Source organism: Asticcacaulis excentricus CB 48, from assembly GCF_000175215.2.
GTDB classification, from domain to species: domain Bacteria; phylum Pseudomonadota; class Alphaproteobacteria; order Caulobacterales; family Caulobacteraceae; genus Asticcacaulis; species Asticcacaulis excentricus.
In genome coordinates this window covers 1,753,049-1,779,616 of the sequence record NC_014816.1, presented here as the reverse complement: position 1 = coordinate 1,779,616, position 26,568 = coordinate 1,753,049, and the positions used below count along the sequence as shown (strand labels likewise).

The 26,568-nt window shown below is 60.6% G+C and carries 25 protein-coding genes and 1 other RNA gene; 16 read left to right on the top strand and 10 right to left on the bottom strand.

Annotated elements, in window-relative coordinates:
* Positions 1-106: 106 nt before the first annotated feature.
* Both ASTEX_RS08200 and ASTEX_RS08195 read right to left on the bottom strand, forming a co-directional pair.
* Positions 107-1,642, bottom strand: a complete 1,536-nt coding sequence (locus ASTEX_RS08200) for a HAMP domain-containing sensor histidine kinase (protein WP_013479146.1) — start codon at positions 1,640-1,642, stop codon at positions 107-109.
* Between the two features lie 12 nt (positions 1,643-1,654).
* Positions 1,655-2,380, bottom strand: coding sequence for a response regulator (locus ASTEX_RS08195; protein WP_013479145.1), 726 nt, complete (start codon positions 2,378-2,380; stop codon positions 1,655-1,657).
* A gap of 172 nt (positions 2,381-2,552) precedes the next feature.
* Here ASTEX_RS08195 and ASTEX_RS19300 point away from each other — a divergent pair, with 172 nt between their 5' ends.
* Complete coding sequence (locus tag ASTEX_RS19300; protein WP_013479144.1) at positions 2,553-3,023, top strand: EF-hand domain-containing protein; 471 nt, start codon at positions 2,553-2,555, stop codon at positions 3,021-3,023.
* A 40-nt stretch (positions 3,024-3,063) separates the two neighbouring features.
* Here the strand turns inward: ASTEX_RS19300 and ASTEX_RS08185 are convergent, their stop codons facing one another.
* From ASTEX_RS08185 to tkt, 4 genes are all read right to left on the bottom strand, one after another.
* Positions 3,064-3,765, bottom strand: coding sequence for a pseudouridine synthase (locus ASTEX_RS08185; RefSeq protein WP_013479143.1), 702 nt, complete (start codon positions 3,763-3,765; stop codon positions 3,064-3,066).
* Positions 3,762-4,766, bottom strand: coding sequence for a class I SAM-dependent methyltransferase (locus tag ASTEX_RS08180; protein WP_013479142.1), 1,005 nt, complete (start codon positions 4,764-4,766; stop codon positions 3,762-3,764). Before ASTEX_RS08180 ends, ASTEX_RS08185 begins: the two co-directional genes overlap by 4 nt.
* A gap of 87 nt (positions 4,767-4,853) precedes the next feature.
* Complete coding sequence (locus tag ASTEX_RS08175; RefSeq protein WP_013479141.1) at positions 4,854-5,063, bottom strand: cold-shock protein; 210 nt, start codon at positions 5,061-5,063, stop codon at positions 4,854-4,856.
* Positions 5,064-5,319: 256 nt separating this feature from the next.
* The gene (tkt, locus tag ASTEX_RS08170) at positions 5,320-7,332 is read right to left on the bottom strand and encodes a transketolase (RefSeq protein ID WP_013479140.1); all 2,013 of its coding nucleotides are present in this window, start codon (positions 7,330-7,332) and stop codon (positions 5,320-5,322) included.
* A 182-nt stretch (positions 7,333-7,514) separates the two neighbouring features.
* Between tkt and ASTEX_RS08165 the strand changes: the two genes are divergently transcribed.
* Together ASTEX_RS08165 and ASTEX_RS08160 are read left to right on the top strand one after the other, a co-directional pair.
* Positions 7,515-7,814 carry a hypothetical protein gene (locus ASTEX_RS08165; RefSeq protein ID WP_013479139.1) on the top strand — a complete coding sequence of 100 codons (300 nt, stop codon included), beginning with the start codon at positions 7,515-7,517 and terminating at the stop codon, positions 7,812-7,814.
* On the top strand, positions 7,814-8,143 hold the full coding sequence (locus ASTEX_RS08160; RefSeq protein WP_013479138.1) for a cell division protein ZapA: 330 nt from the start codon (positions 7,814-7,816) through the stop codon (positions 8,141-8,143). The genes ASTEX_RS08165 and ASTEX_RS08160 overlap by 1 nt, the downstream gene beginning before the upstream one ends.
* Here ASTEX_RS08160 and ASTEX_RS08155 read toward each other — a convergent pair.
* Positions 8,140-8,529 carry a glyoxalase superfamily protein gene (locus tag ASTEX_RS08155; protein ID WP_013479137.1) on the bottom strand — a complete coding sequence of 130 codons (390 nt, stop codon included), beginning with the start codon at positions 8,527-8,529 and terminating at the stop codon, positions 8,140-8,142. The genes ASTEX_RS08160 and ASTEX_RS08155 overlap by 4 nt on opposite strands.
* A 1-nt stretch (position 8,530) precedes the next feature.
* The gene (locus tag ASTEX_RS08150) at positions 8,531-10,813 is read right to left on the bottom strand and encodes a beta-glucosidase (protein WP_013479136.1); all 2,283 of its coding nucleotides are present in this window, start codon (positions 10,811-10,813) and stop codon (positions 8,531-8,533) included.
* A gap of 200 nt (positions 10,814-11,013) precedes the next feature.
* On the opposite strand from ASTEX_RS08150, the gene ssrS reads away from it, so the two are divergent.
* The 12 genes from ssrS (at position 11,014) to ASTEX_RS08095 (ending at position 22,575) form a co-directional block, all read left to right on the top strand.
* Positions 11,014-11,178, top strand: a non-coding RNA gene (ssrS, locus tag ASTEX_RS19670) — 6S RNA.
* 305 nt (positions 11,179-11,483) lie between these two features.
* A complete protein-coding gene (locus tag ASTEX_RS08145; RefSeq protein WP_013479135.1) occupies positions 11,484-12,500 on the top strand; it encodes a TerC family protein in 1,017 nt (338 codons plus the stop codon).
* A gap of 71 nt (positions 12,501-12,571) precedes the next feature.
* On the top strand, positions 12,572-13,159 hold the full coding sequence (locus ASTEX_RS08140) for a 5-formyltetrahydrofolate cyclo-ligase (protein ID WP_013479134.1): 588 nt from the start codon (positions 12,572-12,574) through the stop codon (positions 13,157-13,159).
* Positions 13,159-13,992 carry a TIGR00282 family metallophosphoesterase gene (locus ASTEX_RS08135; RefSeq protein WP_013479133.1) on the top strand — a complete coding sequence of 278 codons (834 nt, stop codon included), beginning with the start codon at positions 13,159-13,161 and terminating at the stop codon, positions 13,990-13,992. Before ASTEX_RS08140 ends, ASTEX_RS08135 begins: the two co-directional genes overlap by 1 nt.
* Positions 13,993-14,049: 57 nt before the next feature.
* Positions 14,050-14,808 (top strand): YebC/PmpR family DNA-binding transcriptional regulator, encoded by a 759-nt coding sequence (locus tag ASTEX_RS08130; RefSeq protein ID WP_013479132.1) that lies wholly within the window; start codon positions 14,050-14,052, stop codon positions 14,806-14,808.
* 108 nt (positions 14,809-14,916) lie between these two features.
* Positions 14,917-15,717, top strand: a complete 801-nt coding sequence (locus tag ASTEX_RS08125; RefSeq protein ID WP_013479131.1) for a TVP38/TMEM64 family protein — start codon at positions 14,917-14,919, stop codon at positions 15,715-15,717.
* A 190-nt stretch (positions 15,718-15,907) separates the two neighbouring features.
* A complete protein-coding gene (locus ASTEX_RS08120) occupies positions 15,908-16,951 on the top strand; it encodes a rod shape-determining protein (RefSeq protein WP_013479130.1) in 1,044 nt (347 codons plus the stop codon).
* Positions 16,952-17,090: 139 nt separating this feature from the next.
* Entirely contained in the window at positions 17,091-18,224 is a 1,134-nt protein-coding gene (gene mreC / locus ASTEX_RS08115) for a rod shape-determining protein MreC (RefSeq protein WP_013479129.1), read from the top strand.
* A 4-nt stretch (positions 18,225-18,228) separates the two neighbouring features.
* Positions 18,229-18,852 (top strand): hypothetical protein, encoded by a 624-nt coding sequence (locus ASTEX_RS08110; RefSeq protein WP_013479128.1) that lies wholly within the window; start codon positions 18,229-18,231, stop codon positions 18,850-18,852.
* On the top strand, positions 18,849-20,831 hold the full coding sequence (mrdA, locus tag ASTEX_RS08105) for a penicillin-binding protein 2 (protein WP_013479127.1): 1,983 nt from the start codon (positions 18,849-18,851) through the stop codon (positions 20,829-20,831). Before ASTEX_RS08110 ends, mrdA begins: the two co-directional genes overlap by 4 nt.
* A gap of 7 nt (positions 20,832-20,838) precedes the next feature.
* Positions 20,839-22,002, top strand: a complete 1,164-nt coding sequence (gene rodA, locus ASTEX_RS08100) for a rod shape-determining protein RodA (RefSeq protein WP_013479126.1) — start codon at positions 20,839-20,841, stop codon at positions 22,000-22,002.
* A gap of 33 nt (positions 22,003-22,035) precedes the next feature.
* Positions 22,036-22,575: a hypothetical protein gene (locus ASTEX_RS08095; RefSeq protein WP_013479125.1), complete on the top strand. Its 540-nt coding sequence runs from the start codon at positions 22,036-22,038 to the stop codon at positions 22,573-22,575.
* On the opposite strand, the gene ASTEX_RS08090 is transcribed toward ASTEX_RS08095, so the two are convergent.
* Together ASTEX_RS08090 and ggt are read right to left on the bottom strand one after the other, a co-directional pair.
* The gene (locus tag ASTEX_RS08090; RefSeq protein WP_013479124.1) at positions 22,572-23,282 is read right to left on the bottom strand and encodes an NAD-dependent deacylase; all 711 of its coding nucleotides are present in this window, start codon (positions 23,280-23,282) and stop codon (positions 22,572-22,574) included. The genes ASTEX_RS08095 and ASTEX_RS08090 overlap by 4 nt on opposite strands.
* 4 nt (positions 23,283-23,286) lie before the next feature.
* The gene (gene ggt, locus ASTEX_RS08085; RefSeq protein ID WP_013479123.1) at positions 23,287-24,987 is read right to left on the bottom strand and encodes a gamma-glutamyltransferase; all 1,701 of its coding nucleotides are present in this window, start codon (positions 24,985-24,987) and stop codon (positions 23,287-23,289) included.
* Between the two features lie 180 nt (positions 24,988-25,167).
* Between ggt and ASTEX_RS08080 the strand changes: the two genes are divergently transcribed.
* Positions 25,168-26,463 carry a protein kinase gene (locus tag ASTEX_RS08080; RefSeq protein WP_013479122.1) on the top strand — a complete coding sequence of 432 codons (1,296 nt, stop codon included), beginning with the start codon at positions 25,168-25,170 and terminating at the stop codon, positions 26,461-26,463.
* The last annotated feature ends 105 nt before the right edge of the window (positions 26,464-26,568 follow it).

Here is a 26,568-nt window from a genome sequence, read left to right as displayed (position 1 = left end):
AGTCTCGCCAAGTCAAGCGCAAAATACCATCATGCGGCACGTGGTAGCGCTACCCGGTGCACGCCTTGTTTCGCAAGGTAACAGGGAGGGTTGGGGGGCGATGCCGTCAGGCTAACGGTAGGGTCAGCAGGGCGTCCAGCCCTTCGACACGACCGTCTGTGACGCGATTGCGCAGGGTTAAGGTGCCCTGATGCGCTTCGGCCAGAGCGCGGGCGACGCTGAGCCCAAGTCCCGCACCGCCGGTATCGCGGTTGCGTGAGGATTCCAGCCGATGGAACGGCTCAAACACCGCCTCCAGCGCCTCGTCAGGTACGCCGGGGCCGTCGTCGCTGAGGGTCACCACAACCTGATCGCCGTCACGCTGCACGCTGAGGCGCGAACCGCCTGCATAACGGTGCGCGTTTTCAAACAGGTTGCACAGAATGCGCTTCATGGCGATGCTGTCGGCCATGACGGTGAGGCCGGGTTCTATCGGACCCGTCTCGATATTGTGCAGATCGGCCATGTCCTCGGCGAGGCTTTCGGCCAAGGCGCTCAGATCAAGCCGCACCACGTTCTGCGCCATCTTGTCTGCCGAGGCAAAGGTCATGGCGGAACGGATCAGGCTGTCCATATGGGCAATGTCCTGAGCGATCTTATCGCGCTCTTTGGCGGGGAGGGTTTCGATACGCAGCCGAAGCCTCGCCAGCGGGGTTTTCAGATCGTGGGCGATGGCGGCAATGACGGCGGTGCGGCTTTCGACGTGCTGACGGATACGCACCTGCATGGCGTTCAGCACCTGCGTCGCCCGGCGCACCTCCGCCGGCCCGCTTTCTTTCAGCGGTTCGGCGGCGCGGTCGAATTCGAGCTTGGCAGCCCCTTCGGCCAAGGCCGCGATCGGTTGGGTCAGGCGGCGTGACAGAAGCCAGGCCAAAGGGGCAATCAGGGCAGCGGTCAGCAGAAAGCCCAGCAGCAGACTGACCTGCCACGGTTCCGGGAACTGCCGCGGCGGGATCAGGCTGCGGTAGCGCCCGTCCGGAAGTTGCATCGCCGCCCGAAAGGCGGGGAAGGTGATCTGCTCATTAAAACCGGGCGGCAGGCTGTTGATCAGAAAGGCCTCGCGCATCCGGTGCAGGGTGGCCCCATCCGGGGTCGCATCGGGAGGCGGGCCGGAAGGATGCTGTGAGCTGGGGCGGCCGGCGCGCTCGACAAACACGCCCTGAAAGCCGGGGCCCCTCGCCCCCTGATCCGGCGGGCGAAAGACCATGCGGTCCGGGCCGAAGCGGTTGCGGCGAAAGTCCGGGCGACCGTCGATAAACACGCGGCTTTCCGGCACCTTGAGGGATTGAGCCAGCCTCTGGCGCATCAATTGTTCAAAGCCGTTTTCACCGAAAGGATGCGGCGGCTTTTCGCGGATAAAGGCGGGCGGGGAGCCGAGGGTTTCGGTTTTGAGCGTGCGGCCATTGCGCAGCTTGACCTGCCCCTCGCTCAGCGCCCTGGCCGCCTCGTTCAATGTATAGCCTGAGGGTTTGGGCGGCGGCATCAGCACCACCAGGGCAATATTGATCAGGATAGAGATGATCAGCACAAAAACGCACAAGCCCATCACCTGCGTGAAGATGGGCAGGCGGGTCAGGCATCGCGGCAGGGGGGGAAGGCGCACGGCGGGAGATGCTTACTTTAGAGGGCGGAACATATAGCCGATGCCGCGAATGGTGCGGATGATTTCCTCGCCATCGTTTGCCTCATCGTTCAGCTTGCGGCGCAGGCGGGAAATCTGCACATCAATCGCGCGGTCGAAATTGTCGCTGTTGGGGCCATGCAGGTGGTCGAGGATCTGATCTCGGGTGAGGGCGCGCCCCGGTCGTTCCAGGAACACGCGCAGCAGTTCAAATTCGGCATTGGACAAAGCCACCTGCACGCCGTCAGGCCGTTGCAGCGTGCGTTTGATATTGTCGAGCGTCCAGCCGAAAAAGGTCGTCAGCGGCGATTTTTCACCCTGACCACGCCCGTCGCCGCGCCGCATCACCGCCCGGATACGCGCCAGAAGCTCACGCGGGTGGAAGGGTTTGGCCAGATAGTCATCGGCCCCCAACTCAAGGCCCACGATGCGGTCGATCTCTTCGCCCTTGGCCGAAAGCATGATCACCGGTGGGCCGCCCTTCTGGTTCAGGCGCTTGCAGATCGACAGGCCGTCTTCGCCCGGCATCATGTAGTCGAGCACGACTAGACCGATATCGCCGCGTTGCAGCACCTTGTCCATCTCACGCCCGCTGGCGGCGGTGTGGACCTCGAAACCGTTCTGGCTGAGGAAGCCGGAAATCAGTTCGCGGAGGTCGAAATCGTCATCGACGACGAGGATGTGCGGGCGGTGGGGGCTGGCGGCGGTGTCGGGCGTCATGAGATATCTTACGTCTAATCAGGAACAGAGGCGACTTATGACGCGACATCTGGGTCGCAGAATGTCGCCATGGACACACCAAGACACATTTTAGACAAAATTCAACCAACACTGAAATTCTGAGGATACGCGGCCCGTGCATTTTGGGGTTTCCAGATGTTGGGAGACACCCATGACACGTAATTCTGTTTTCTTGGCCAGCGTTGCCGCCGGCAGCGCTCTGATCCTCGCCAGCCTGCCTGTATGGGCAGAAGACAAGGCACCACCGCCGCCACCTCCGCCGCCTGTTTTTGAGGCGATGGACAGCAATAAGGATGGCCAGATCAGCAAGGCCGAGTTCGAGGCCTTCCGGCCGCCGCACTGTGCCCCGGACGGTAAAGACGGCCCTGATGTCAAAGGCCCACCGATGGGGCCGACCCGTCTTGTGGCGCTGGACAGCGACCATGATGGCAAGCTATCGTGGACAGAGGTTTCGGCCCCGCTGAAAACGCATTTCGATGCCGGTGACGTCAATAAAAACGGCTTTATCGATGCCGATGAGCGTCTGGCCTTGCCCGGACCGCCGCAGGGTCCGGAGGGCAAGGGCCCCAGAGGTGACGCGCCGAAACGCCCCCATGGCGAATGTGGGCCACAAAAGAAGTAGATGATGAAAAAGCGGTCTGAAGTTGTCTCAGGCCGCTTTTTTAACCTTGCAGCAAACCGTCGCGTTCTTCGGTCGTCAGAAGGCGCCATTTTCCCGGTCGCAGCTCCCCTAGCGTCAGATCACCCATCTGGGAGCGGTGCAGGGCTTCGACGTGGTTGCCGACGGCGGCGAACATGCGGCGCACCTGATGATAGCGCCCTTCATAGAGGGTCAGGCGCGCGGTCTTTTCGCCCGTTTGTTCCATTGCCGCCGGTTTGAGCGGCGTCTTTTCCGACTCCAGCATCAGTTCACCAGAGGCAAAGATCGCCGCCTCATGGCCTTGCAGCGGGCGGGCCAGTGTCACCTCATAAATTTTGGCGACGTGGTTTTTGGGCGAGATGATGCGGTGCAGATAGTCGCCATCATCGGTGAACAGCAGCAGGCCCGACGTGTCCGCGTCCAGCCGCCCGACGGTGGAAAGGACTGGCTTACGCTCGCTGAAACGGTGCGGCAGCAACTCATAGACCAGCTTGCCTGTGTCTTTCAGAGAACAGACATAGCCGGTTGGCTTGTTCAGCATCAATACAACGCCGTGCGCCGGGTCAAGCGGACGCTCATTGAAGCGGATATCCTCATGGGCGGTTTTGGCATCGTCATTCAGAAGGTTGCCTTCGGCGTCGGTGACGATACCCATGCGGATATATTTCTGCACCTCTTTGCGCGACCCGTAACCAAGATTGGCCAGAAGTTTGATCAGCCTCATTTAATCCCCCGATAGACCTTATAGTCGCGGTCCTCGTGCAGCAGGCTGACGCTTTTGAAAGCCGCTTTCAGCCCGGCCTCGTAGGGGAGGTGGCGGTTGGCGACCATGTACAGGCTGCCGCCGGGTTTCAGCGCGGCGGCGGCGCTACGGATAAAGGCCTGCCCCAGTTTCGGCTGATCGGCGCGTCCGGCATGAAACGGCGGATTGGAGACGATAAAGTCATAGGGGCCGTCGATGCCCTTGGTCACGTCGTGCCAGCGGCAGGCGATCCGTTCGCCATAGGCTTTGAGATTGAGTTCGGCCAACTCGACCGCCCGCTGTTCGGCCTCATAAAGGTCGAGGCGCACCTCCGGATAGCGGCGCAGAACTTCGTCGCTCAGATAGCCGTAGCCGCCGCCCAGATCAGCCCCATGACCACTCAAAGCAGGTAAGTGCGCCACCAGTCGCTCAGACCCAGCATCAATTCGATCCCAGGCAAACAGGCCGGGACGACTTTGAAACCGCCCGTCGAGAATCGGTCGCGGTGCATCCAGCGTCCGCCACAGCGACACCTGATCGGCGTTGATGGCGTCGGTTGTGGCCCAGAAGGCGCGGCACTTGTTCTTCGACAGCGAGGTGACATTACCGCAAAGGGCTTTCAGGTCGCTTTCGACCGTCTTTGCCCCTTCGAGATTGGAAACACAGGCCAGCACGATGCCGCCCGGTTCGGCCCTTTCGACGGCACGGGCTAAAAGGGCGCGGTATTCCTCGCGCTGACGAGGCGGCAAAACGATCACCAGCGGATAGCGCGCCGTGTCTGTGGCGGCGCGCAGGCTGAAGCCCGCTTGTTCCAGTCGGTCGTGTTCGGGCTTGAAGCTTTGTTCGCAGATCAGGCGCGTGCGCTCTACACTGCTCAAAGCTGCGCCATAGCGGGCGCGTAGGAATAGGGCAGGGGTGGTGGGCCAGTCGATCAGGCCATCATCGAACGGGCGGAGCAGGGTATCAAGTACAGGGTCATGCATCGGGGGCTTTTGGCACAGCCGTCGCACAAATGCAAAAAAGCCGCTCCGGATGGAGCGGCTTTTTCATTCAGCAAAAGCTGAAAAGGCTTAGGCGACTTGAAGGTTTTCAGCCGACATCTTGCCCGAACGCTTGTCGCGGGCCAGTTCGAAGGTGACCTTCTGGCCTTCGTTGAGGCCGCGCAGGCCCGAACGTTCAACGGCCGAGATGTGAACGAACACGTCGTTGCCACCGTCGTCCGGCTGAATGAAGCCATAACCCTTGGTTCCGTTGAACCACTTAACCGTACCTGTGCTCATGATAAATTCCTTTCAAAGGCAGCGTGGTAGTCGTCGATCTATGAAAGGAAGTTCGCAGATACGGCCGGGGCCGCAGTAGAAAGTCGCAGTTCAAAAGTCGATGCGAAAGACCGTACAGGTATAGGTGCGGCGCGTCAAACACCAAACGGCCGATCACGCGGCTTTGACCGGTGCAATCGGTTTTTATTACATGTATCTTATGAAAAAGGCGCGGACCGTGGCCCGCGCCCGATAGGGCTTGCGCCTGACGGCTGGATTAACCCGCCTTGGTCACCAGTTTCGCCGTCACTTTTTCGATCACGGCCTCCTTGGTGATGCCGAACTGTTTGTAGAGCACGTCCTGCGGTGCCGAGGCGCCGAAGCTGTTCATGCCGACAAAGATACCGTCCTGACCGATAAAGCGTTCCCAGCCCAGCGACACCGCCGCTTCGATGGCGACATTGACGGGGGCTGAGCCGATGACTTCGGCCTGATATTTGGCCGGTTGACGGTCGAACAGCGCCCAGCACGGCGTCGAAACGACGCGGGTCGGGATGCCTTGCGCTTCGAGGGCCTCAGCCGCCGCAACGGCTACCGAAACCTCGGTGCCCGATGAGAAGATCGATACCGTCGCCGGAGCTGACGCGGTTTTCAGCTCATAGGCGCCTTTGGCTGACAGGTTGCCGCCTTGATGGCGCACAGCCGGGACCTTCTGACGCGACAGCACCATCAGCGACGGCGTCTTGCGCTCCACAAGCGCCGCTTTCCAGCATTCGGCGGCTTCGACAATATCCGCAGGGCGGAAGGTCAAGAGGTTCGGCATGGCGCGGAAGCTGGCCAAATGCTCGACCGGCTGGTGCGTGGGGCCGTCTTCGCCCACACCGATCGAGTCGTGCGTCAGGACGTTGATGACGCGAATCCCCATCAGCGCCGCCAGACGGATGGCCGGACGCGAATAGTCGGAGAAGACAAAGAAGGTGCCCGAATAAGGGATGATGCCGCCGTGTAGCGCCATGCCGTTCAGTGCCGCAGACATGCCGAATTCGCGAATGCCGTAGTGCACGTAGCGACCGTCATAGGCCGGGGCGTCGAAGGCGGTCATGCCCTTGACCAGCGTGTTGTTCGAACCCGTCAGGTCGGCTGAGCCGCCGATCATTTCGTCGATATGCGGCACAAGCTGCGCCAGAGCGGCTCCGGACGCTGAGCGCGTCGCATCTCCCGCCTTCAGTTCCAGTTGCTTTTCGATATGCGCATCGAGGGCGTCGAACGCATTGGTGGGCAGGTCGCCGGTCATGCCGCGTTCAAAAGCTTCGCGCTGCGGATGCGCTTTCAGAGCCGCTTCCCACGCCTTGCGCGGACGTGCGGCCTTGCGACCGGCGGCCTCCCACGCCTTCTTGATCGGGGCGGGCACGGTCCAGGTTTCGGCGTCCCAGCCCATGGCCTTGCGCGACAATTCGATATCGCTATCGAACAGGGTATAGCCGTGAGAATGGGGGTCGCCTTCCTTGGGGCCGGCTCCCTTCGAAATCAGGGTCTTGCAGGCCAGAAGGACCGGCTTCGACTGTTGAGTGGCCCAGCGCATGGCCGCAGCAATCTTCGCGTGGTCATGGCCATCGACAGCCTTCACTGCCCAGCCCGCCGCCTTGAATCGAGCCAGTTGATCGCCGGTTTCGGCTATGGTCGCCACGCCGTCAATGGTGACGTTGTTGTCGTCCCACAGCACGATCAGCTTGTTGAGTTTCAGACGCCCGGCCAGAGAGATGGCTTCGTGTGACACGCCCTCCATCAGGCAGCCGTCACCGGCGATGACCCACGTGCGATGATCGACGATCTCATCACCAAAACGTGCATTGAGGTGGCGTTCGGCCATGGCCATACCCACAGCAGTCGCCAACCCCTGACCCAGCGGTCCTGTGGTGCATTCGACGCCCGCCGTGTGGCCGTATTCCGGGTGACCGGCGGTGGTCGAGCCCCACTGACGGAAGTTTTTGATGTCCTCCATCGACACCGACTTGAAACCCGTCAGGTGCAGCAGCGAATAAATCAGCATCGAGCCGTGACCTGCGGAAAGCACAAAGCGGTCGCGGTCGGCCCAGTCGGGCTTTTTAGGATCGTATTTGAGGAACTTTGTCCACAAAACGGTCGCCACATCGGCCATACCCATCGGCATCCCTTGATGGCCGGATTTGGCGCGGTGCACCGCTTCCATCGACAAGACGCGAATCGCATCCGCCATAACGGTAGGGGACGGCTTGGCAGCAGGGAGGCCGGGGATCGGCGGCAGGGACATGGCAATCTCAACTAATGAAACGCGGAAAAGCGGGTGAGGTTGCGCGGTCCTTTAGCCCATATGCCGGACAATGGCCATATTCGAGTTTTAGGAATTTGGCCTCGCAGGGGTGTACGGGGCTAATTTTCGCCTTTCAGGCTGCATGACTTGTGAAGCAGCCCTTTAGGAAGTACAGTCAAGCTATGGAAAATGCTCAGAACACGGCTCAGCTTTCTCCGGTCGCGGGCGCCAGCCTGACAGCGGCGGTCGAGCGTCTGGACAGCGCGCTCAATGCGCTCGAAATCCGAATCCGCGATCTGCACGCACGTAGCGTCGATCCGCAGGGCGATTCGTCCATCACAGAGGCCCGCCGCCTTCAGGACGAAATCGGCGCGCTGAAGGCCCGTGAAAAGGCGCTGGAAGCCGCAGCTTCGGAAGCCTTTGAGGCGCTGGGCATGGCCGCCGAGGATATCCGTCAACTTCTCAACGAACAGGCCGCCTGATGGCTGAGGTTACGGTCAAGGTCAATAACAAGCCCTATACGGTGGGTTGCGCCGACGGTCAGGAAGCGCGTGTGCAGGAACTGGCGCGCGTTTTTAACGACCATGTGGAAATGGTGGTCTCCGACGTAGGGGCGATCGGCGAGGTGCGCCTGTTCCTGATGGCGTCGCTGTTGCTGGTCGATGAGATGGAAGAACTGCGCGCGCAGTTGGAAGAGGCGCAGTCGGCGCAGGCGCGCATGTCCGCTGGGGCCTTTGAGATCGAACGTAAGGCCGCCTTTGCCATTTCCGACGCCGCCGAACGGCTCGAAAAGCTCGTTGGCGAGGTTTAGCGGCGGCTTTCGTCGCTCACGCGACCGAATTTGAGTAAGTTCCTGTGTGGGTCTTGGATGTAAAATTCGGTCATGCCCCACGGCCGCGGTAGGATTGGCGACACGCGCAGACGGTCTTTTTGCCAAAACTCTTGGTGCAGCCTGTCTATGCCTCCCCCGCGAATATAGACCGCGCTCTGTTCGCACAGTTCGCGGCGATCCGTCAGCCAGAAGTGCAGTTCGATTGGTGAACCGAAGGCATCGCGTCGGAGGATCAGATAGTTGTGATCCTCAAACACGGTGGCATCAAAACCCAGAAATTCGCGATAGAACCTCTGGGTTTCGCTCAGAGAGAGGCTGGGCAGAATAGGCAGAACGTCAAGTTGATCGTCCTCTGCCGCAGCCATGTTACTTCCCTCTCACATCATACTTCTGCGCGTTCAGCGTGACGGTGGTCTTGCTGGCGGTATCGGTGGCCGAGCGGGCGAGGATCACCTCGTAGGCACCGGCGGCGACGTTCCACGTCTTTGACGCGCTGTCGAAAGTGGCGAGCAAGCGCGGATCGACCGTCACCGTCACCGTCTTCGACTCGCCGGGTTTCAACGCCACCTTATCCCAGCCGCCGAGGCGCTTGGGCGCTTCCCAGCCGGCCGAGGCGGGGGCCGAAACATAGACCTGCGGCACGTCCGAAGCGGCGACCTTGCCCGTATTGGTTACGGTGACGCTGACGCGCAGCTTATCGCCCGCCGTTGAGGTCTTCAGGTCGCTATAGCCGAAGGTCGAATAGGTCAGGCCGTGGCCGAAGGCGAACAGGGGCTTCAGGCCCTTCTTGTCGAACCACTTATAGCCGATGGCGGCACCTTCGATGTCGTAATTGACCTGGGTGCGGATGGTGTCGCTCTTCGGGTCACCGTCCAATTTCGGACGTGGCAACTGATCAAGCGAAGCGGCAAAGGTCACCGGCAGGCGACCCGACGGCGAGACTTCACCGGTCAGGACGCGCGCAATGGCCGTGCCGCCCTTCGTGCCGGGATACCAGGCTTCGACCACGGCTCCGACCTTCGACAGCCACGGCATGAAGACCGGCCCGCCCGTTTGCAGCACGACGACGGTCTTTTTATTAGCCTTGGCCACCGCGTCGATCAGGGCGTCGGCGTTTTCATCGAGCTTCAGTTCGGCATCAAGCGATTCGCCCGTCCACTGGGTGCCGAAGACGATGACCACGTCCGCGCCTTTGGCCGCCTTCACCGCTGCCTTGACGTCCTTACCGTCATGATAGACGACCTCGGCCTTCGTGCGGGCTTTAAGCGCTTCGACCGGCGAGTCCGGATAGTAGGTGAGGGGGCCGGGGAAGGCTTTGGGGCCAAGGCCCAGATCCTTGACCGGATTACCGCCCTGACCATAGACCTGCGACGAGCCGCCACCGGAGATGACGCCCTTGTCGGCATAGCCGCCGATGACGACGATCTTTTTGGCGGTGGTTGCCAGCGGCAGCAGGCCGGTGTTTTTCAGCAGCACAATGCCACCTTCGGCATCGGCCTGAGTGACGGCGGCGTGCGCCTTGAAGTCGATCTGGTCTTCAGCCACCGGCACCGGCTTGTCGAAGGCACCGGTCGAGAACAGGCCCCACAGGATGCGGCGCGCCATATCATCAAGACGCTCTTGCTTCACAAAGCCGTTTTCGATCGCTTCTTTCAGCGGTCCGGCGAAGTAGTTGCTCTTGTCGAAGGGATAGCCCGACTGCTGATCCAGACCTGCATTGGCGGCCGGGATGGTCGAATGGGTCGCGCCCCAGTCCGACATCACATAACCCTTGTAGCCCCAGTCCTTTTTCAGGACTTCGTTCAGAAGGTAGTCACTTTCGCAGGCATAGACATTATTGACGCGGTTATAGGCGCACATCACCGAAGCCGGATTGCCGGTTTCGATGGCAAACTGAAACGCTAGCAGATCGGACTCGCGTCCGGCCTTGTCCGAAATGTTAGACGAGGCGGTGAAGCGGTTGGTTTCCTGAGCATTATATGCGTAGTGCTTGACTGTCGAAATGATGTGGTTTGACTGAATCCCGCGGATCTGTTCACCGACGATGATACCGGCCAGCAGCGGGTCTTCGCCGCCATATTCGAAGTTGCGGCCATTGCGCGGTTCACGCATCAGGTTGACGCCGCCGGCCAGCTGGACATTAAAGCCCGACAGACGCGCTTCGCGCCCGATCATGGCACCGCCCTTGAAAGCCAGATCGCGGTCCCAGGTCGCCGCCGTTGCCATGCCTGACGGCAGGGCGGTGCGCAGGCGCGGCTTATCACCGACTTGAGAGGCGACGCCGACGCCCGCGTCGGTTTGCCACTGGTTCGGGATGCCCAGACGCGGCACACCAAAGACAAAACCTGCCGATTGGTGGTGGCTTTCAACCGGCGGCTTCCAATTTAGCCCGGCAATGTCGCCGCGCGCATTCAGCCAGTCGGCCGCCGTGGCGAAGTGACCGAAGACGAGTTTCAGCTTCTCGTCCTGCGTCATTTCCTTAAGCAGCAGTTCCGTCCGGGTGTCGGCATCCAGTCGTGTGTCGGTCCATGGCGTGCCCTTGGGGGCCTCCACAGCGGTGGCAGGGGCCTGAGCATAGGCGGGTATTGTCGAGACGAAGGCGAAGCCAAGGGCGGCGGTCGCCAGCAGGCTGGGCTTAAAATGGCGCATGATCGGTGTCCCTGGAATTGGTTTTGTGGTTGGGCAATTTCATAAGCCGGGATCGAATGTCTGTGAAGTCAGTTTTTATGACATCGATGTCTTTTTTTGAATGGCTTAGGACAAGTCAGCGCTTTATCAGTGATTTACAAAAGCCTGTGGTCGTCCCCCTTGTAAGGGAGCGGCCTTGCGCCTAGATTGTCTGACGGCGGGTCGTGCTGCGGCTCACGTCAGCGAACACCTAATCCTTCTGACCTTAATCTCTTAGAACGGGGGCTGTCCCTGACTGGGACCGTGGTCCCTATCATATGGCTCCCACCTGATACGTCAGGTCTGAGTGGATTTAAACGCTTCGCAACGGTTCTCGTGGCGCCGCCACCCTTTGGGGTGGCGAAACCACGTCCTTTAAAATCTCTGGGTCCCGCCGCCTCTCTTTTGCTGCACAGTCGAGCTTGTCGGGATTTAAACCGCGCAATCGTTACAATCCCAACTTGACATCCGTGCCGCATGTCTGGAATAAAGCGGTTATCCTCAGGGAGTAGCCAGATCGCCGGGTGCGATCGTTTGATGTCGTCAACACGAGCCTAGCTCCGGCATCAGACACCGTTTCGGCGGAGTGGCGAGACTGAGGGCGGGTCTGACCGACCTGTCCTAGCCAACCCTTAGAGATTGAGTCTCACCTATGGATACGATTGCAACGCCCCTGATGTGGGGGACGTTCGCGGCCTTTGTTGTTGTCGCGCTGTTTATTGATTTTTTTGCTCTGAACAAACAAGGGGCCCACAAGGTCTCGATGAAGGAAGCGGCTATCTGGTCGCTGATCTGGGTCGCCACGTCCTTTATTTTTCTCGGCATTATGTGGTGGGAAATGGGTGGGCTTTCGGGCGATGCGGCCGCCAAGGCTCTGGCCAACACTAAGGCGCTGGAATTCACCACTGGTTACCTGGTCGAAAAGGCGCTGGCGGTCGATAATATCTTCGTCTTCCTTATGCTGTTCACCTATTTCGCCGTGCCGGCAGAGTACCAAAAGCGCGTGCTGATGATCGGTATTCTGATGGCGCTGGTCCTGCGCGCAGGCATGATTGTGGTGGGGGCGTGGCTGGTGGCGCAGTTCCACTGGGTGCTCTACGTGTTCGGCGCGTTTCTGGTGTTCACAGGCTTCAAGATGTGGCTTGCCGCCGGTCAGGAGCCTGATCTTGAGAGCAATCCGGCCTTAAAATGGGTGCGCAAGACCTTCACCATCTCGCCCCACTACGACGGTGAGAAGTTCTTTACCCCCATTGACGGCAAGCGTATCGCCACCCCGTTGCTGATCGTGGTCATCCTTATCGGTATTATCGACGTGGTGTTCGCGGTGGACTCGATTCCAGCAATCTTCGCCATCACAACCGACCCGTTTATCGTCCTGACCTCTAACGTCTTCGCTATTCTGGGTCTGCGCGCCATGTACTTCCTGCTGGCCGGGATGCACGAAAAGTTCCATCTGCTGCCCTATGGTCTGGCGCTGGTTCTGGTCTTTATCGGTGCGAAGATGCTGCTGATCGACGTCTATAAGATACCGATTGTGTGGTCCCTGACGGCGACAGCCTCGATACTGGTCCTGACCATGATCCTGTCGCTGCTGATCAAGCCGAAGGGCGAGGTACATGCAACCGGGGCCTTCCCGTTCGACTCAAAGAAGACAAACGAAGAAGACTAACCTTTGCCCCCTTCCGGCTCTGTCCGGAGGGGGCTCTTGCTTTTTACGGTCTGAAATGGCCTTAAACAGGCATGTCAGACGCCAAAGCCGCCATGCGCAAAGAGATGAAGGTCCGCCGGGCCGCGCTGGCCGCCGCCTGTCCCGATGCAGGTGAACGGCTGGCTCGGGCCTTTTTGGCGCAGGGGGGGTGGCCCAAGGCGTCAGTCGTGGCCGGGTTTCACCCCATCAGGGATGAGATCGACCCCCGACCTCTGATGCGGCACTTTCAAGCGCGCGGCTATACTCTGGCCTTGCCCAGCGTCGAAGCGGAGGGACGCATGATCTTCCGCGCCTACACCCTCGACGCACGTCTGGTGGCAGGCCCATTGGGCACGCATCAGCCGGGGCCTGATGCACCGGAAGTGTTCCCCGATCTCATTCTGGCACCGCTTCTGGCTTTTGATCGTGAAGGTGGGCGGCTGGGCTATGGCGGAGGCTTTTACGACCGCGCTTTGGACTATCTTCGCTGTGTAAATCAGAGTAATGCAAATCCATTGCAAGTGTGGGGCGTGGCCTTTTCCGCTCAGGCGGTCGCCCGCGTGCCCACCGAACCCCACGATCAGCGTCTCGATACCGTCCTCACCGAAGAGGGCCTAATCGAGATTAGAAAGAACACCTGATGCGTTTTGCTTTTTTCGGTGATGTGGTCGGCCGGGCCGGCCGCGACGCCGTGTCCGAACATCTGCCTTTTGTGCGCCGAGCGCTCGACCTCGAATTCGTAATCGTGAATGCGGAAAATGCCGCTTCTGGCTTCGGCGTGTCGGAAAACACCGCCAATCAGTTGTTTGAGGCGGGGGCGGACTGCCTGACGCTCGGCAACCATTCTTGGGACCAGAAAGAGGCCCTGACCTATATTGTGCGTGAGCCGCGCCTGATCCGCCCGCTCAACTATCCGCCTCTGGCCGATGTGCCGGGGCGGGGGGTCAATCTGTTTGAAACCGCGTCGGGCAAGCGGATTCTGGTAATGAACGCGCTGGGTCTGGTGCATATGGCGTCGATGGACGACCCGTTTGCCGCCGTGGATAAAGCGCTGGAAAGCGCGCCGCTGGGTCTGGTGGCTGATGCGGTGGTGGTCGATATCCACGCCGAAGCCACCTCTGAGAAGATGGCCATGGGGCATTTCTGCGACGGGCGCGCCTCGCTGGTGGTGGGTACTCACACCCACGTGCCGACCGCCGATGCGCAGATCCTTCCCGGCGGCACCGCCTACCAGACCGATGCTGGGGCCTGCGCCGATTATGACAGCGTCATTGGCATGGACAAGGAGGAGCCACTGCGCCGCTTCACCACACGCATCGGTAAGGAGCGCTATAAGCCGGCTTCCGGCCCTGCGACCCTGTGCGGCGTGTTTGTTGAAACAGATGACAAGACGGGGCTGGCTACGCGCGTCGAGCCCATCCGCCTCGGCGGGCGGCTCAAGACGGTGTTGCCAGAACTTCAGGTTTCGGTTTAGAACCCCGCCCAATCCCCATAAGATGAGCGCGCGGGTGCGCGCTGACAGAGGTTTCCCATGGCTGGCCATAGTAAATTCAAGAACATCATGCACAAGAAGGGGCGTGCCGACGCGGCCCGTTCCAAGCTGTTTTCCAAGCTGGCACGCGACATCACTGTGGCGGCCAAGTCGGGAATGCCTGATCCGGCCATGAATCCGCGTTTGCGTCTGGCGGTCAATAACGCCAAGGCCGAGTCCATGCCGAAGGACAACATCGACCGCGCCATCAAGAAAGGGGCGGCCGGTGAATCCGACAATATGGAAGAAATCCGCTACGAAGGCTTCGGGCCGCAGGGCATCGGCATCATTGTCGAAACACTGACCGATAACCGCAATCGTACCGGTGGCAATGTGCGTTCCTACTTCACCAAGTTCGGCGGCAATCTGGGCGAAACCGGTTCGGTCAGCTTCATGTGGGACCGCATGGGCCAGATCGAGTATCCGCTAAAGGCCGGGTCGGCTGACGCCATCATGGAAGCGGCCATCGAAGCCGGGGCTGCCGATGTCGAAACCGATGAGGACGAGGAAGACGGCGGCCACCTGATTTTCACGGCCTATGAAGACCTCAACACCGTTACAGAGGCCGTAGCCAAGGTTTTGGGCGACCCCAAGTCGACCAAGTTTATCTGGAAGCCGCAAACCCTGTCGCCCATCACCGGCGACCCGGCCAAGACGCTGATGAAGCTGATCGACGCGCTCAATGATGATGACGATGTGCAGGCGGTCTATGCCAATTTCGACATCTCGGACGAAGAGATGGAAGCGCTCAGCGCCTGATCATCAACCCCTCTGGAAACGGAGGGGTTTTTGTTTCAGTAAGGCCACCCTATAAACTTTGCCTCTTCATATTGATTTCGATTGCGCGCCGTCGCACATAGGCACGTCATGACCGAAACGCCTGACCCTTCCGAACCGGGGCGCGATGCCGCCAACAGCCCGCTGCCCCTGTGGCGGCGTTGCTGCCAGTTTCTGTTCGAGATGGACGCGAAAACGGTTCGGGCCATCTGGGTGACGCTGGCTCTGTTTGCCATGATCGGGGTCGTTTTCCTGATCGGCAAGACCGATTTTGGCCATGAGGTGACTCACGAATTTGAGCTGTGGATGGCCGAATATCGGGATTCCCCCTGGGGTATCTTCATCGTCATCGCCGTCTTTACGCTGTCGGCCTATATTGGCGCACCGCAGTTTGTACTGATCGCCGCCTGCGTGGTGGCGTTCGGACCGTGGCTGGGCTTCTTCTATTCATGGGTGGCGACCGTTGTGTCCGGGGCGATCACCTTCTACACGGGCCGGCTTATTGGGGCAGAGACGTTCAACCGCATCGGTGGCGGGCATTTGGGGCGGCTGTCGGACTATATCGGGCGCAACGCCTTTTCGGCCTCGTTCATCGTGCGCAATGTCCCTTCAGCGCCGTTTATCATCGTCAACATGGCCTTTGGCGTATCAAAGGCTCCGTTCACTGGTTTCATAATGGGTCTGGGGCTGGGCTCGATCCCCAAGACGGCGCTGGTGGCGCTATTTGGCAATGTGTTTACGCGCATCGTCGAGGGCGGCGATTGGAAGGGCACCGCGCTGATCGCGCTGATCGGGCTGGCCTGGCTGGGCGTTGTCATTCTGGCCAGACACCTGATCGCCAAATGGCGCGAAGGCCGCAGCGCCGTGAGTGGCACTCACGAAAATCAATAGTTTACCGTTATGCGTTTCAAGGTGATTCGAAGTTTTTTTTTGAAGGCCTTGAAATTGACGCGAGATAAGGGCAAGGGAGTTCTCCCCTTGCGGACGGCGCGTGTTTTCGCGGCGCGACGCCCTTAACGGGGCCCTATGCGCCGCCGGTATCCCGGCCACCTCCCAGACAAATTTCTCGCGGTAGTGCTCAATGTTAAAGCCCTTCTTCGGCAGCTTCTCCAACGATATCGCCATCGACCTCGGCACGGCCAACACGCTGGTCTATCAGAAGGGGCGCGGAATCGTGCTCAATGAGCCGTCGGTGGTGGCGCTGCGCAACATGGGTGGGCGCAAGGTGGTGCACGCGGTGGGCATCGAGGCCAAGCAAATGCTGGGCCGCACACCGGGCCATATGGAAGCCATCCGCCCGATGCGCGACGGTGTTATTGCCGATTTCGAAGTTGCCGAAGAGATGATCAAGTATTTCATCCGCAAGGTGCACAATCGCAAGGGTTTTGTAAACCCGAAGGTTATTGTCTGCGTGCCGTCGGGCGCCACCGCAGTGGAACGCCGCGCCATCAACGACTCGTGCCTGAACGCCGGGGCGCGTCGCGTCGGTCTGCTGCCTGAGCCGATGGCCGCCGCCATCGGCGCTGGCCTGCCCATCCATGAGCCGACCGGCTCGATGGTCGTGGATATTGGCGGCGGCACCACCGAAGTGGCTGTTCTGTCGCTGTCGGGTGTGGTCTACGCCAAGTCGGTGCGCGTGGGTGGTGACAAGATGGACGAAGCCATCACCAACTTTATGCGCCGCAACCACAATCTGCTGATCGGTGAAACCACGGCGGAGCGGATCAAGAAGGACATCGGCACCGCCCGCGTCCCGCACGATGGCGAAGGTCTGGCTATCGAAGTGAAGGGCCGTGACCTGATGCAGGGCGTGCCGCGCGAGGTGCGCATCAGCGAGCGTCAGGCCGCTGAGGCTTTGGCTGAACCGGTGGCGCAAATCATTGAGGCCGTGAAGGTGGCGCTGGAAGCTACGCCGCCCGAACTGGCTGCTGACATCGCGGACAAGGGCATCATGCTAACCGGTGGTGGCGCGCTGTTGCGCGGGCTTGATTCGGAAATCCGCGATCAGACCGGCCTGCCAGTGACGATCGCCGAAGACCCGCTGTCGTGCGTGGCCATCGGCTGTGGCAAGGTGCTGGAGCATCCGCGCTGGATGAAGGGCATCCTCGACTCGACGATGTTCTGAGCCTGAATAGGCGAGGGCAAGGCCGTAAATCGTCGGCCCTGTCATCAGAGCGTCTACAATTTCCTTGATAGTTTCGGACCGAAACTTGCAGTATCTGTCCTCTGAGTGAGGGTCCGGGTGGGCCTGGAGGGAAGTCAGCGTGCGATACGGGGATAACCAGCCTTTTGAACATCTGAAACTGCCCATTACTTGGGGGGTGATGATCCTTGTCGCCGCCATTTGCGTGGTTGCGGCTTTGCTGTTCCTAGGTGACCGGCGCGGCGGGCTGGATGCGGCGGCCTATGGCAACCGGGCCGGCTTTGACCGGGCAGCGGCCAAAAGCAATAATCTGCTGTCCTCACCGGCGCACTTCGTCAGCGACCGTACCAATGGCATTGAGGATTATTTCTTTGCCGTAAGCGAAAACCGTGTCCTGAAACAGAAGATTGTAGAGCTGGAACGCTATCGCGACGAGTATCGCAAGGCCAAGGAACTTAACCGCCGCTATGAGGTCCTGCTTAATCTGCGCACGGAGCCGGAAGTCGAAAGCGTCTCGGCGCGTTCGGTTTCGGTTTCGCGCGGTCCGTTCAACAACAATCGCCTGATTGATGCCGGGTCATCCAGAGGACTCGTCTTTGGTAATCCGGTGATCAATGAACACGGGCTTGTCGGTCGTGTGGTCGGCGTCAGCCCGGACGTCAGCCGCGTGCTGATGGTCACCGATGTCGTAAGCCGCGTGCCGGTCATGGTCGCGCGCACCGACGCCCGTGCCATGATGGTGGGTGACGGGGGTGGATTTCCGCGTCTGGAGTTTGTGCGCGGAGGGCCGGATGTGCTCAAGAAAGGTGATCAGATCCTGACCTCCGGCGATGGAGGCATCTTCCCTCGTGGCTTGCCGGTAGGGGAGGCGCGTCGCGGCGTCGATGGCGTCTGGCGGGTTGACCTGTACACCAATCGCGGACCCGTTGATCTGGTCAAGGTCATGAAGTTCAAGGATTTCAGCCAGCTTCCGCGCGCCGAGGAGGTGCTGCGAACGCCACTTGTCACGGATGTCCTGCCGCCGCCGCCTCCAACGGCGGCCCGGACCGCGCAAAGCACCAGCGCTTCCAGTGCTACGGTATCAGCCAGCGGAACCGCTGTCAGCTCTACCGCTTCCAGCGCCAATCCGGCCAGTGTGGCGCGGTCGCGCCCGACGCCGGTGTCTTCTCCCGCCGCACAGACGCCGCGTCCGCAACCCGTTCCGGCCCATGAGGCGCCGGCGTCGACCACGTCCGCCAGCGTCAGCGGAGGCTGAGGCCATGCTGGCTCCGCAACGCCGCCCCCGCTCATCGTCCACCCGCAGCATGACGCCGTCGGCCAGCCGCCGTGCGCGCCTTTACAAGGCGCTGTTTGAAAACCGCACACCGCGCCGTGGATCGGGAGGGATCGTCGGGCCGCAGGACTGGCTGCTCTATCCGGCCCTGTTGGCGGTTCTGGCGACGCTGGTGCTGGCCACCGACCTGCCTTTGCCGTTTGGATGGGACCTGCCGGAGCCCGTGTGGCCCGTGGCGCTGGCCTTTGCCTGGCCGCTGATCCGCCCCAGCTTTATCGCGCCGATCCTGCTGGGTTTGATGGGGCTGTTTCTCGATTATTTCTGGGGCGCGCCGCTCGGTTTTTATGTCATCGGCCTGATGGCCGTCCACGCCGTGACGCTCATCATCCGCAGTTATATTGTGGGACAGGACACCTGGGTGGTGATCGGGGCTTATACCCTTGCGGTTCTGTTGTTTTTTACACTCGGCGTGATCATGACGACGCTCGATTCCGGTGTTGTGCCGCGCCTGATCAGCGTGTTTGAACAGATGCTGGCCACCTGGTGTCTGGTGGTCGTGGTGCTGATTCAGCTTGAGCGCTTTCTCAACAGTGATGTGAGGTTCAATTGAGCGAACCCTCCATCTTTTTTGAGGACGTTAACGAGAAGCAGGGGACGTTTCATCGCCGCATCTTTCTGATGGGCGGGGTGACGGCGCTAGGTATCTTTGCGCTGGGCGGGCAACTGGCGCTACTTCAGATCGTGCAGGGTGGCAAGTACAAGCGCCTGTCGGCGGCCAATCAGTTCAATTTCCGCGTCATGCCGCCCCCACGCGGCAAGATTCTCGATCGCAATGGCAATGTCATTGCCGGGAACCGTCCGTCGTTTCGAGTGCTGATTATCCGCAATGAAATCGACGATCTCGACGATACACTGGATCAGATTTCTTATGTCCTGCCGCAGGTACAGGACAACCGCCGCCGCATCGTACGCGACATCAACCAGTCGCAGCGCTTTGTGCCAACGGTGGTGGCGGCTGACCTTACCTGGGAGGAGTTTTCGCGCGTTAACCTGTTTGCCGCCGAAATCCCCGGCGTGCAGGCGGTAATGGACGAAATTCGCGTCTATCACTATGGCGGGGCCTTTTCGCACGTCGTGGGCTACGTCTCGAAAATTTCCGAGAATGACCTTGAGACTGAAGGGGAAAACCCCGATCCGTTGCTTCTGCATCCGGGCTTCCGCATCGGCAAGCAGGGGGTTGAAAAGGCCTTTGACAAGCAGCTTCGTGGCGTGGCGGGGGCCCAGAAGATCGAGGTCAATGCGCGGGGTAATATCGTCGCCGAAGACCCCGATGGCACGCGTCCGCCGACGCCGGGCGAGGACATCACCCTGACGCTCGACGCCGAGGTGCAGGCCCGTGCGCTGGAGGTCTTCGAGCAGGATTCAGGCAGCGCCGTGCTGATCAACATCCATACGGGCGAAATCCTGTGCATGGTGTCGGCGCCCTCCTTCGACCCCAACCTCTTCGTGTCGGGTATTTCGTCCAAGGCCTACAAGCTTCTGAATGAATATGAGCGCACGCCGTTGCTGGACAAGGCGATTGGCTCGACCTTCGCGCCGGGCTCGACCTTCAAAATGGCCACGGCCTTGTCCTTCCTCGACAAGGGCATCGACCCGGCGCAGCGCGTGGTCTGCCGCGGGTCTTACCGCTTCGGCAATCGCACCTTCCGCTGCCACGGCGTGCATGGTTCGGTCGATATGCGTCAGGCGCTGAAATATTCGTGCGACACCTATTTCTACCACTTCTGCAACGACGCGGGCGTCGACCGCATCTCGGCCACGGCGCACAAGCTGGGGCTGGGCGAGGTCTTCGATCTGGAGATCAGCGGACAGAAAAAGGGACTGGTGCCGAATACGCAGTGGAAGCGCGAATATTACGACGGCAGTTCGCGCTGGCGGCCCAAGGACCCGCAGTGGCATCCGGGCGAAACCCTGTCGGTGGCCATCGGGCAGGGGGCGACCACGGTATCGGCCCTGCAACTGGCCGTCTATGTAGCGCGTATCGCCAACGGCCAGAAGGCGGTTACCCCGCACCTGATCAAGAAAATCGGGGCGGTAGATACCGATGTCGATTTCAAACCGCTGGGCATACCGCCTGAGCATATCCAGATCGTGCGCGACGGCATGGAGATGGTGTCGAATGACGCCGACGGCACGGCGTTCCGTAACTCTCAGCTCAATCTGGGCGACATGAAGATGGCCGGCAAGACCGGTACGGCTCAGGTCATCAACTATGACCGCGCGGGCACCCGCAAGGCGACGCAATGGAAGAACAAGGACCACGGCCTATTTGTCTGCTATGCGCCGGTCGATAATCCGCGCTACGCCATGGCGGTTATCGTGCAGCACGGTATCGCGGGGGGCCGCTTCGCCGCCCCCAAGGCGCGCGAGATCATGAAGGTGGCGCTCCTGAAGGACCCGGAGCTTCAGGCGCGCATCGTCGCCCCGCCACCGCCCGAGCCCGTCGAAGCCGCCGAAACCGCGCCTCCTGAGGTCGAAAGCACCGAAGTTGCGCCTGAAAGCAACGATTACATCCCTCCCGTACCCTGAGGTTCCCATGGCCGAAAGCGCAATGACCCGGCGGGGTGAACGCGAACGTTATGACATCAAACTGCTTCAGGTGGACTGGGGCTTTGCGCTGGTCCTAGCGCTGATTGCCGGCATCGGGGCACTGGTCCTCTATTCGGTGGGCGGCATGTCATGGGAGCCTTGGGCTTATAATCACGTTCTGCGTTTTGGTCTGTGTTTCCTCTTTATGATTGTGCTGGCTCTGGTCGACCTGCGCTGGTGGATGCTTCTGGCCTATCCGGCCTATGGGGTATCCTTACTGCTGCTGGTGGCCGTGGAACTGGTCGGCGATGTGCGTATGGGGGCGCAGCGCTGGCTGGAAATCGGGTCCTTCTCCATGCAGCCGTCTGAATTCATGAAGCTGTCTATCGTTATGGCGCTGGCGCGCTGGTATCATGAAGCGGGGACCAAAGACGCGGTTCTATCGTGGAAGCTGTTGATCCCCTTTGCCATGATCATGGCCCCCGTGCTGCTGGTGGCGCACCAGCCCGATCTGGGGACAGCTATGCTAATCCTGCTCACCGGGATAACCGTGATGATCGTGGCTGGGCTCGACTGGCGTATTATCGGCACCGCAGCCCTTGGTGGCGCGGTCGCCATTCCGTTTTTTGTTCTGTTCGTCATGCACGACTATCAGCGCAAACGCGTCCTGACGTTCCTCAATCCCGAAGCCGACCCATCCGGCGACGGCTATCACATCCTGCAATCTAAGATCGCTATCGGTTCCGGCGGGTTGCTGGGCAAGGGGCTGGGGCTGGGGTCGCAGTCGCAACTGAGCTTTCTCCCGGAAAAACACACCGACTTTATTCTGGCGGCTGTGGGGGAGGAGTTAGGGTTTCTGGGGGCGTTTACGGTGTTCGCCCTCTATGCGCTGGCGGTGTTTATGGCCCTGCGCATCGCGTCGCTGTCGCACTCGCATTTCGGGCGGCTGGCGGCGGCGGGGGTCACGGCGACCTTCGCGCTTTATGTGCTGATCAACGGGGCCATGGTGATGGGGCTGGCACCCGTTGTGGGCGTGCCGCAACCACTTCTGTCCTATGGCGGGTCGGTGATGACGACCGTGATGATCGGCTTCGGCCTGGTTATGGGGGTCAAGGTGCATCGTTATCAGGAGTTGCCGCGCACCCAGTCTTTCCTGTCGCATTTTGAGTAAAGGCGCTTCCGACAGGCGCGAAAGAAACAGACTATGGATTTTGAAGAACTGATCGAATTGGCGCGTGACTCCTATGTGGGGCAATTTGCGCATTTCGCCGATGTACAGGCCAAGGCCCATCCGGGCGGTGTGGCCGAGGTCAAGTTGGAGGTTTCGGTCGAGGCGGGGCTTTACCGGTCGCTCTACTGCGCCGACTACATGACCGGTCCGGCCGAGGATGGCGCACCGCAGATCGTTGAACTGTCGCCTGATGAAGAGGTGGCCTTTGACCCGATCGTGGTGACGCTCAATGAGCTTGAAATGACGGTCGAAGCGCTCGACTGGCACGAAATGAACCTGTCATTGACCGGCGCGCCGGAAACCCTTCAGGGGCTGGAGGCGTGGTTTGAGACCTGGTTTGATCCGGAAGACCGCAACGTTGATTTGGACTCGCGCTTTTCAGGTCATATCCATTCTCTGCTGGTCGATACTGACCACCTGCACGTCGATTTCGGCACGGCTCCGGTGCAGGCTCTGATCGACCTCCTGTTGCTGATCGAGATGAACGGCTGCACGGCGGTGCGGGTGTTTTAACCCACTAAACCCTCGACATAGGCCGGGACCAACGCCGTGGCGGGGCCATATAGGCACTCTTTAAACAAACTGTGGCCCTGAGACGGTTCGAGGTTCAGTTCTACCGTGTGCGCCCCGGCGCGCGTGGCCTCTTGCACGAAGCCCGCTGCCGGATAGACATTTCCCGACGTGCCGATAGAGATAAACAGGCCGCAGCCCGACAGGGCATCGTAGATGCGTTCCATCTGAAACGGCATTTCGCCGAACCACACAATGTCCGGGCGTAGGCCCAGGCTCCCGAAGGGCGAGGGCGTGTCGATATGTATGTCGCCCGTCCAGTCGCATATCTTGCCGGTTTCGACACAGCGCGCCCGCAGAAGCTCACCGTGCATATGGATCAGGCCGAAGCCGTTTTTCGGCGTAACCCCCCGGTGCGCCCGGTCGTGCAGATCATCGACATTCTGCGTCACCAGCAGCACATCGCCGTCGTAGGACGCCGACAGCCGCGCCAGAGCGTGATGCGCCGCATTGGGTGCCACGTCCTTCAACTGTGCGCGGCGCTGATTGTAGAAGTCGTGGACCAGAACCGGATTGGCTTCAAAGCCCTCGGGTGTCGCGACGGCTTCGACGCGGTGCCCGCACCACAGTCCGTCTGAGGCACGAAAGGTCGGCACGCCCGACTCTGCCGAAATGCCGGCGCCCGTGAGGATGACGATGGAGGGTCGCACGGCGCTATTGCCCTTTTAGTACCACGCCTTCGCGGCGTGGATCGGCGCCGCCGTCGATGCCCCCATTGCGGAAAATGACGCCGTGCAGACCGGAGTTTTCGCCCTGCACTTCCTGTATCGTATAGCCCATGTCTTTTAACCCTTGCAGAACGTCGGATTTCAGGCCTGATTCGATGCGGATGGCCGTCGGGTTGGCCACAACGTTCGGCAGGGCGACCGCCTCCTGCACACTGAGATTCCAGTCGAGCATCCCCACCAGCGCCTTGAGATTATAGGACAGGATGGACGAGCCCCCCGGCGAACCGATCATGCCGACTAGGCGCTTATCCTTATCAAAAATCAGCACAGGCGACATGGAGGAGCGTGGCCGCTTAGCGCCTTCGACCGCATTTGCGATCTTCTGGCCGGTTTTTGTCACGGGTGTGAAAGAGAAGTCGGTCAATTGATTGTTCAAGAAGAACCCGCCAACCATGCGGCCCGTACCGAAGATGCTTTCGACCGTTGTGGTCATGGACACGGCATTGCCGTAGCGGTCGCGGATGACGAAATGCGTCGTCCCGGCCGGCTCCTGCGTGGCGTCCCTCGCCCAGGCCACGGCGGCAGGCGGCGTGCCATAGGTGGGGGCAGGTGAGGCCTTGCCAATGGTGATGGTGGCCGCACGGCTGCGCACATAGACCGGATCGCGCAAGCCCTTGACCGGAACGCTGACGAAGTCGCTGTCGGCAACGTATTGATCGCGGTCGGCGTACATCAGCCGCTCGGCTTCGATAATCACCTGCCAGCCGCGCGCATCATTGACCCCGTAGTCGTTCATCGGGAAGGTTTCGACGATCTTCAGGGCCTGAAGCAGCGACACGCCCGACGAAGGCGGAGGCGGGACGCAGATAATATAGACGCGATAGGTGTCGCAGACCGGTGCCCCGGCCTTCGGGAAATACATTTTGAAATCGAGCGGTTGCAGATCGCCTGGCAGGGGGCCTTCGTGGGTTTTGACGATCATGGCCTCGACCAGCGGCCCTTCTCGAAAGATGACTGCACCCTTGTCGGCCAGGGTGCGCAGGGTTTGCGCGTAGGCGGGGTTTTTAAGCACGTCGCCTGTCTTTTTGATGCCACCCTTGCCGTCACCAAAATACGCCTTAACATCGGGCGTCTGGCTTTGCGGGAAGCGGCCGCTGGCCAGATAGTTCCCCAGACGCGGCGAAATGACAAAGCCCTCCTCGGCCAGCTTTTCCGGCGTGTGGAACAACTCCCTCCAGGCCAGCTTGCCGTGCTGGGCATGGGCCATGTCAAGCATTAGTACCGCACCCGGCACGCCGGTGGCGCGGCCCGACACCACCGCTTCGCCAAAGGGCAGAGGGGTGCCGTCGGGCTTGAGGAACAGGGTGCCGTCGGCGGACTTCGGGGCGGTCTCTCGGCCATTATAGGCCGTCGCCTGACCTGTTTTGTGGTCGTAATAGACCATGAAGGCCCCGCCGCCGAGGCCGGAGCTTTGCGGCTCAACCAGAGACAGGGTGGCCTGAACGGCGATGGCAGCATCGACCGCCGTGCCTCCGCGTTCCAGTATCTCCATACCCGCCTTGGCCGCCAGCGGATTGGCCGCTGCCACAACCGGGGTGAAGCGCTCCGCAGGCCGAGGGGTAAAGGCGGCGCATCCGCTCAGACCAAAAGCCAGTGCGGCGGCAAGAACAAGGCGGCGTGACAGCATGGGGAGGCTTCCGCGGGAATTGAACACACAGACCCGTACTATAGGAGGCCATTACCGCAGTCGCCAGAGCTTTAGGGACGCGCGCTCAATTTTTGACCCTGATTAAGCGTGAAACAAAGACAGCGAGTCAGCACCAAAGATGCTAGGAGACCTCTTGGTGGGGGGCTCAGGATCACTTTTATGCACACGCTCGACGATCTCCGTTCCGGCGCGCTTTCAGGCGCGAAACAGGTAAGGCTCAGCGGGCTCACGGCGTTTCCCGAAGCGCTTTACGATCTGGCCGACACGCTGGAAGTGCTCGATCTGAGCGCTAGCTACTTGACCCACTTGCCTGAGGATTTCGCGCGACTGCACCGCCTGAAAATCTTTTTCGGCTCGAACAATCCGTTTGAGACCCTGCCGCCGGTACTGGGGTGCTGCGTGGCGCTCGAAATGGTCGGGTTTAAATCCTGCCGCATCCGCGAGGTGCCGTCTGAAGCGCTGCCGCCACGTCTGCGCTGGCTGATCCTGACCGATAATTGCATCGAAAGGTTGCCACGGAGGCTGGGCGATTGTGCGGACCTGCAAAAGCTGATGCTGGCCGGAAACCGGCTCACGGCTTTACCGGAAACCATTCAAAACTGTCGGGCGCTCGAACTGGTGCGTCTGGCGGCCAATCAATTTGAAACTCTGCCGGTTTGGCTGACCCGGTTGCCGCGCCTCTCCTGGTTGGGATTGGCCGGCAATCCCTTCGCCGCAAGGGCTGAGGCGGCACTTGCCCGTGTGCTGGTGGCGGACATCGCGTGGTCTCAGCTGTCGCTGGGTGACGTGCTGGGCGAGGGGGCGTCGGGCACCACGTATCTGGGGCAACTGTCGGCTGGCGACCTCTCTCGCCAGGTCGCCGTTAAGATATTCAAGGGCGCCATGACTAGCGATGGCCTGCCCCAAAGCGAGATGGCGGCCTGCGTCGCTGCCGGGCATCACGAGGGCCTGATACCCGTAATGGGCAAGGTGTGCGATCATCCGGACGGACGCAGTGCGCTGGTGATGGAGCGAATTGATTCCGACTGGTGCGTGCTTGCGGGGCCACCGAGTTTGAAAACCTGCACGCGAGACGTTTATGCGGAAGGGGTGCGATTTGACGTCGGGACAGTGTTGGGTATCGCTCAGCAAATCGCGAGCGCCGCCGACCACCTGCACAATCGGGGTATCCTGCACGGCGATCTTTACGCGCATAATATCCTGCATGACGGAAATGGTCGCGCCTGCCTGGGCGATTTTGGAGCCGCCTCTGCCTATGACCCGGCTGACCGCACGCAAGCGGAGGCGCTTCAGCGTCTGGAGGTTCGCGCCTTTGGTTGCCTGCTGGAGGAGCTGACGCGGCTATGCGACGCACCTGAGGCCATGGAAAGGCTGACAGTGGCATGTCTCGATGTGCCGGAAAAGCGTCCCCTGTTCACTGATATTGTTAAAAGTCTCGCGGCGATTGCGCTCTGATTTAACGGGTAACAACCCTTGGAAATGGGGTCGGCTTTGCAATCGATCGCGTGAATTGGGTGGGTGGCGTCAGGCGAAGCGCTGGCGCCTGTTACCACTTGTTAA

Excerpts from the sequence above, each read along its gene's own strand:
- ASTEX_RS08185 (WP_013479143.1), bottom strand. The coding sequence starts at position 3,765 with ATGAGGCTGATCAAACTTCTGGCCAATCTTGGTTACGGGTCGCGCAAA.
- ASTEX_RS08145 (WP_013479135.1), top strand. The coding sequence starts at position 11,484 with ATGGATACGATTGCAACGCCCCTGATGTGGGGGACGTTCGCGGCCTTT.
- ASTEX_RS08150 (WP_013479136.1), bottom strand. The coding sequence starts at position 10,813 with ATGCGCCATTTTAAGCCCAGCCTGCTGGCGACCGCCGCCCTTGGCTTC.
- ASTEX_RS08175 (WP_013479141.1), bottom strand. The coding sequence starts at position 5,063 with ATGAGCACAGGTACGGTTAAGTGGTTCAACGGAACCAAGGGTTATGGC.
- tkt (WP_013479140.1), bottom strand. The coding sequence starts at position 7,332 with ATGTCCCTGCCGCCGATCCCCGGCCTCCCTGCTGCCAAGCCGTCCCCT.
- ASTEX_RS08135 (WP_013479133.1), top strand. The coding sequence starts at position 13,159 with ATGCGTTTTGCTTTTTTCGGTGATGTGGTCGGCCGGGCCGGCCGCGAC.
- ASTEX_RS08180 (WP_013479142.1), bottom strand. The coding sequence starts at position 4,766 with ATGCATGACCCTGTACTTGATACCCTGCTCCGCCCGTTCGATGATGGC.
- ASTEX_RS08125 (WP_013479131.1), top strand. The coding sequence starts at position 14,917 with ATGACCGAAACGCCTGACCCTTCCGAACCGGGGCGCGATGCCGCCAAC.
- ASTEX_RS08130 (WP_013479132.1), top strand. The coding sequence starts at position 14,050 with ATGGCTGGCCATAGTAAATTCAAGAACATCATGCACAAGAAGGGGCGT.
- ASTEX_RS08195 (WP_013479145.1), bottom strand. The coding sequence starts at position 2,380 with ATGACGCCCGACACCGCCGCCAGCCCCCACCGCCCGCACATCCTCGTC.
- ASTEX_RS08140 (WP_013479134.1), top strand. The coding sequence starts at position 12,572 with ATGTCAGACGCCAAAGCCGCCATGCGCAAAGAGATGAAGGTCCGCCGG.
- ggt (WP_013479123.1), bottom strand. The coding sequence starts at position 24,987 with ATGCTGTCACGCCGCCTTGTTCTTGCCGCCGCACTGGCTTTTGGTCTG.
- rodA (WP_013479126.1), top strand. The coding sequence starts at position 20,839 with ATGGCCGAAAGCGCAATGACCCGGCGGGGTGAACGCGAACGTTATGAC.
- ASTEX_RS08160 (WP_013479138.1), top strand. The coding sequence starts at position 7,814 with ATGGCTGAGGTTACGGTCAAGGTCAATAACAAGCCCTATACGGTGGGT.
- ASTEX_RS08080 (WP_013479122.1), top strand. The coding sequence starts at position 25,168 with ATGCACACGCTCGACGATCTCCGTTCCGGCGCGCTTTCAGGCGCGAAA.
- ASTEX_RS08095 (WP_013479125.1), top strand. The coding sequence starts at position 22,036 with ATGGATTTTGAAGAACTGATCGAATTGGCGCGTGACTCCTATGTGGGG.
- ASTEX_RS08155 (WP_013479137.1), bottom strand. The coding sequence starts at position 8,529 with ATGGCTGCGGCAGAGGACGATCAACTTGACGTTCTGCCTATTCTGCCC.
- ASTEX_RS08110 (WP_013479128.1), top strand. The coding sequence starts at position 18,229 with ATGCTGGCTCCGCAACGCCGCCCCCGCTCATCGTCCACCCGCAGCATG.
- ASTEX_RS08165 (WP_013479139.1), top strand. The coding sequence starts at position 7,515 with ATGGAAAATGCTCAGAACACGGCTCAGCTTTCTCCGGTCGCGGGCGCC.
- ASTEX_RS19300 (WP_013479144.1), top strand. The coding sequence starts at position 2,553 with ATGACACGTAATTCTGTTTTCTTGGCCAGCGTTGCCGCCGGCAGCGCT.
- ASTEX_RS08120 (WP_013479130.1), top strand. The coding sequence starts at position 15,908 with ATGTTAAAGCCCTTCTTCGGCAGCTTCTCCAACGATATCGCCATCGAC.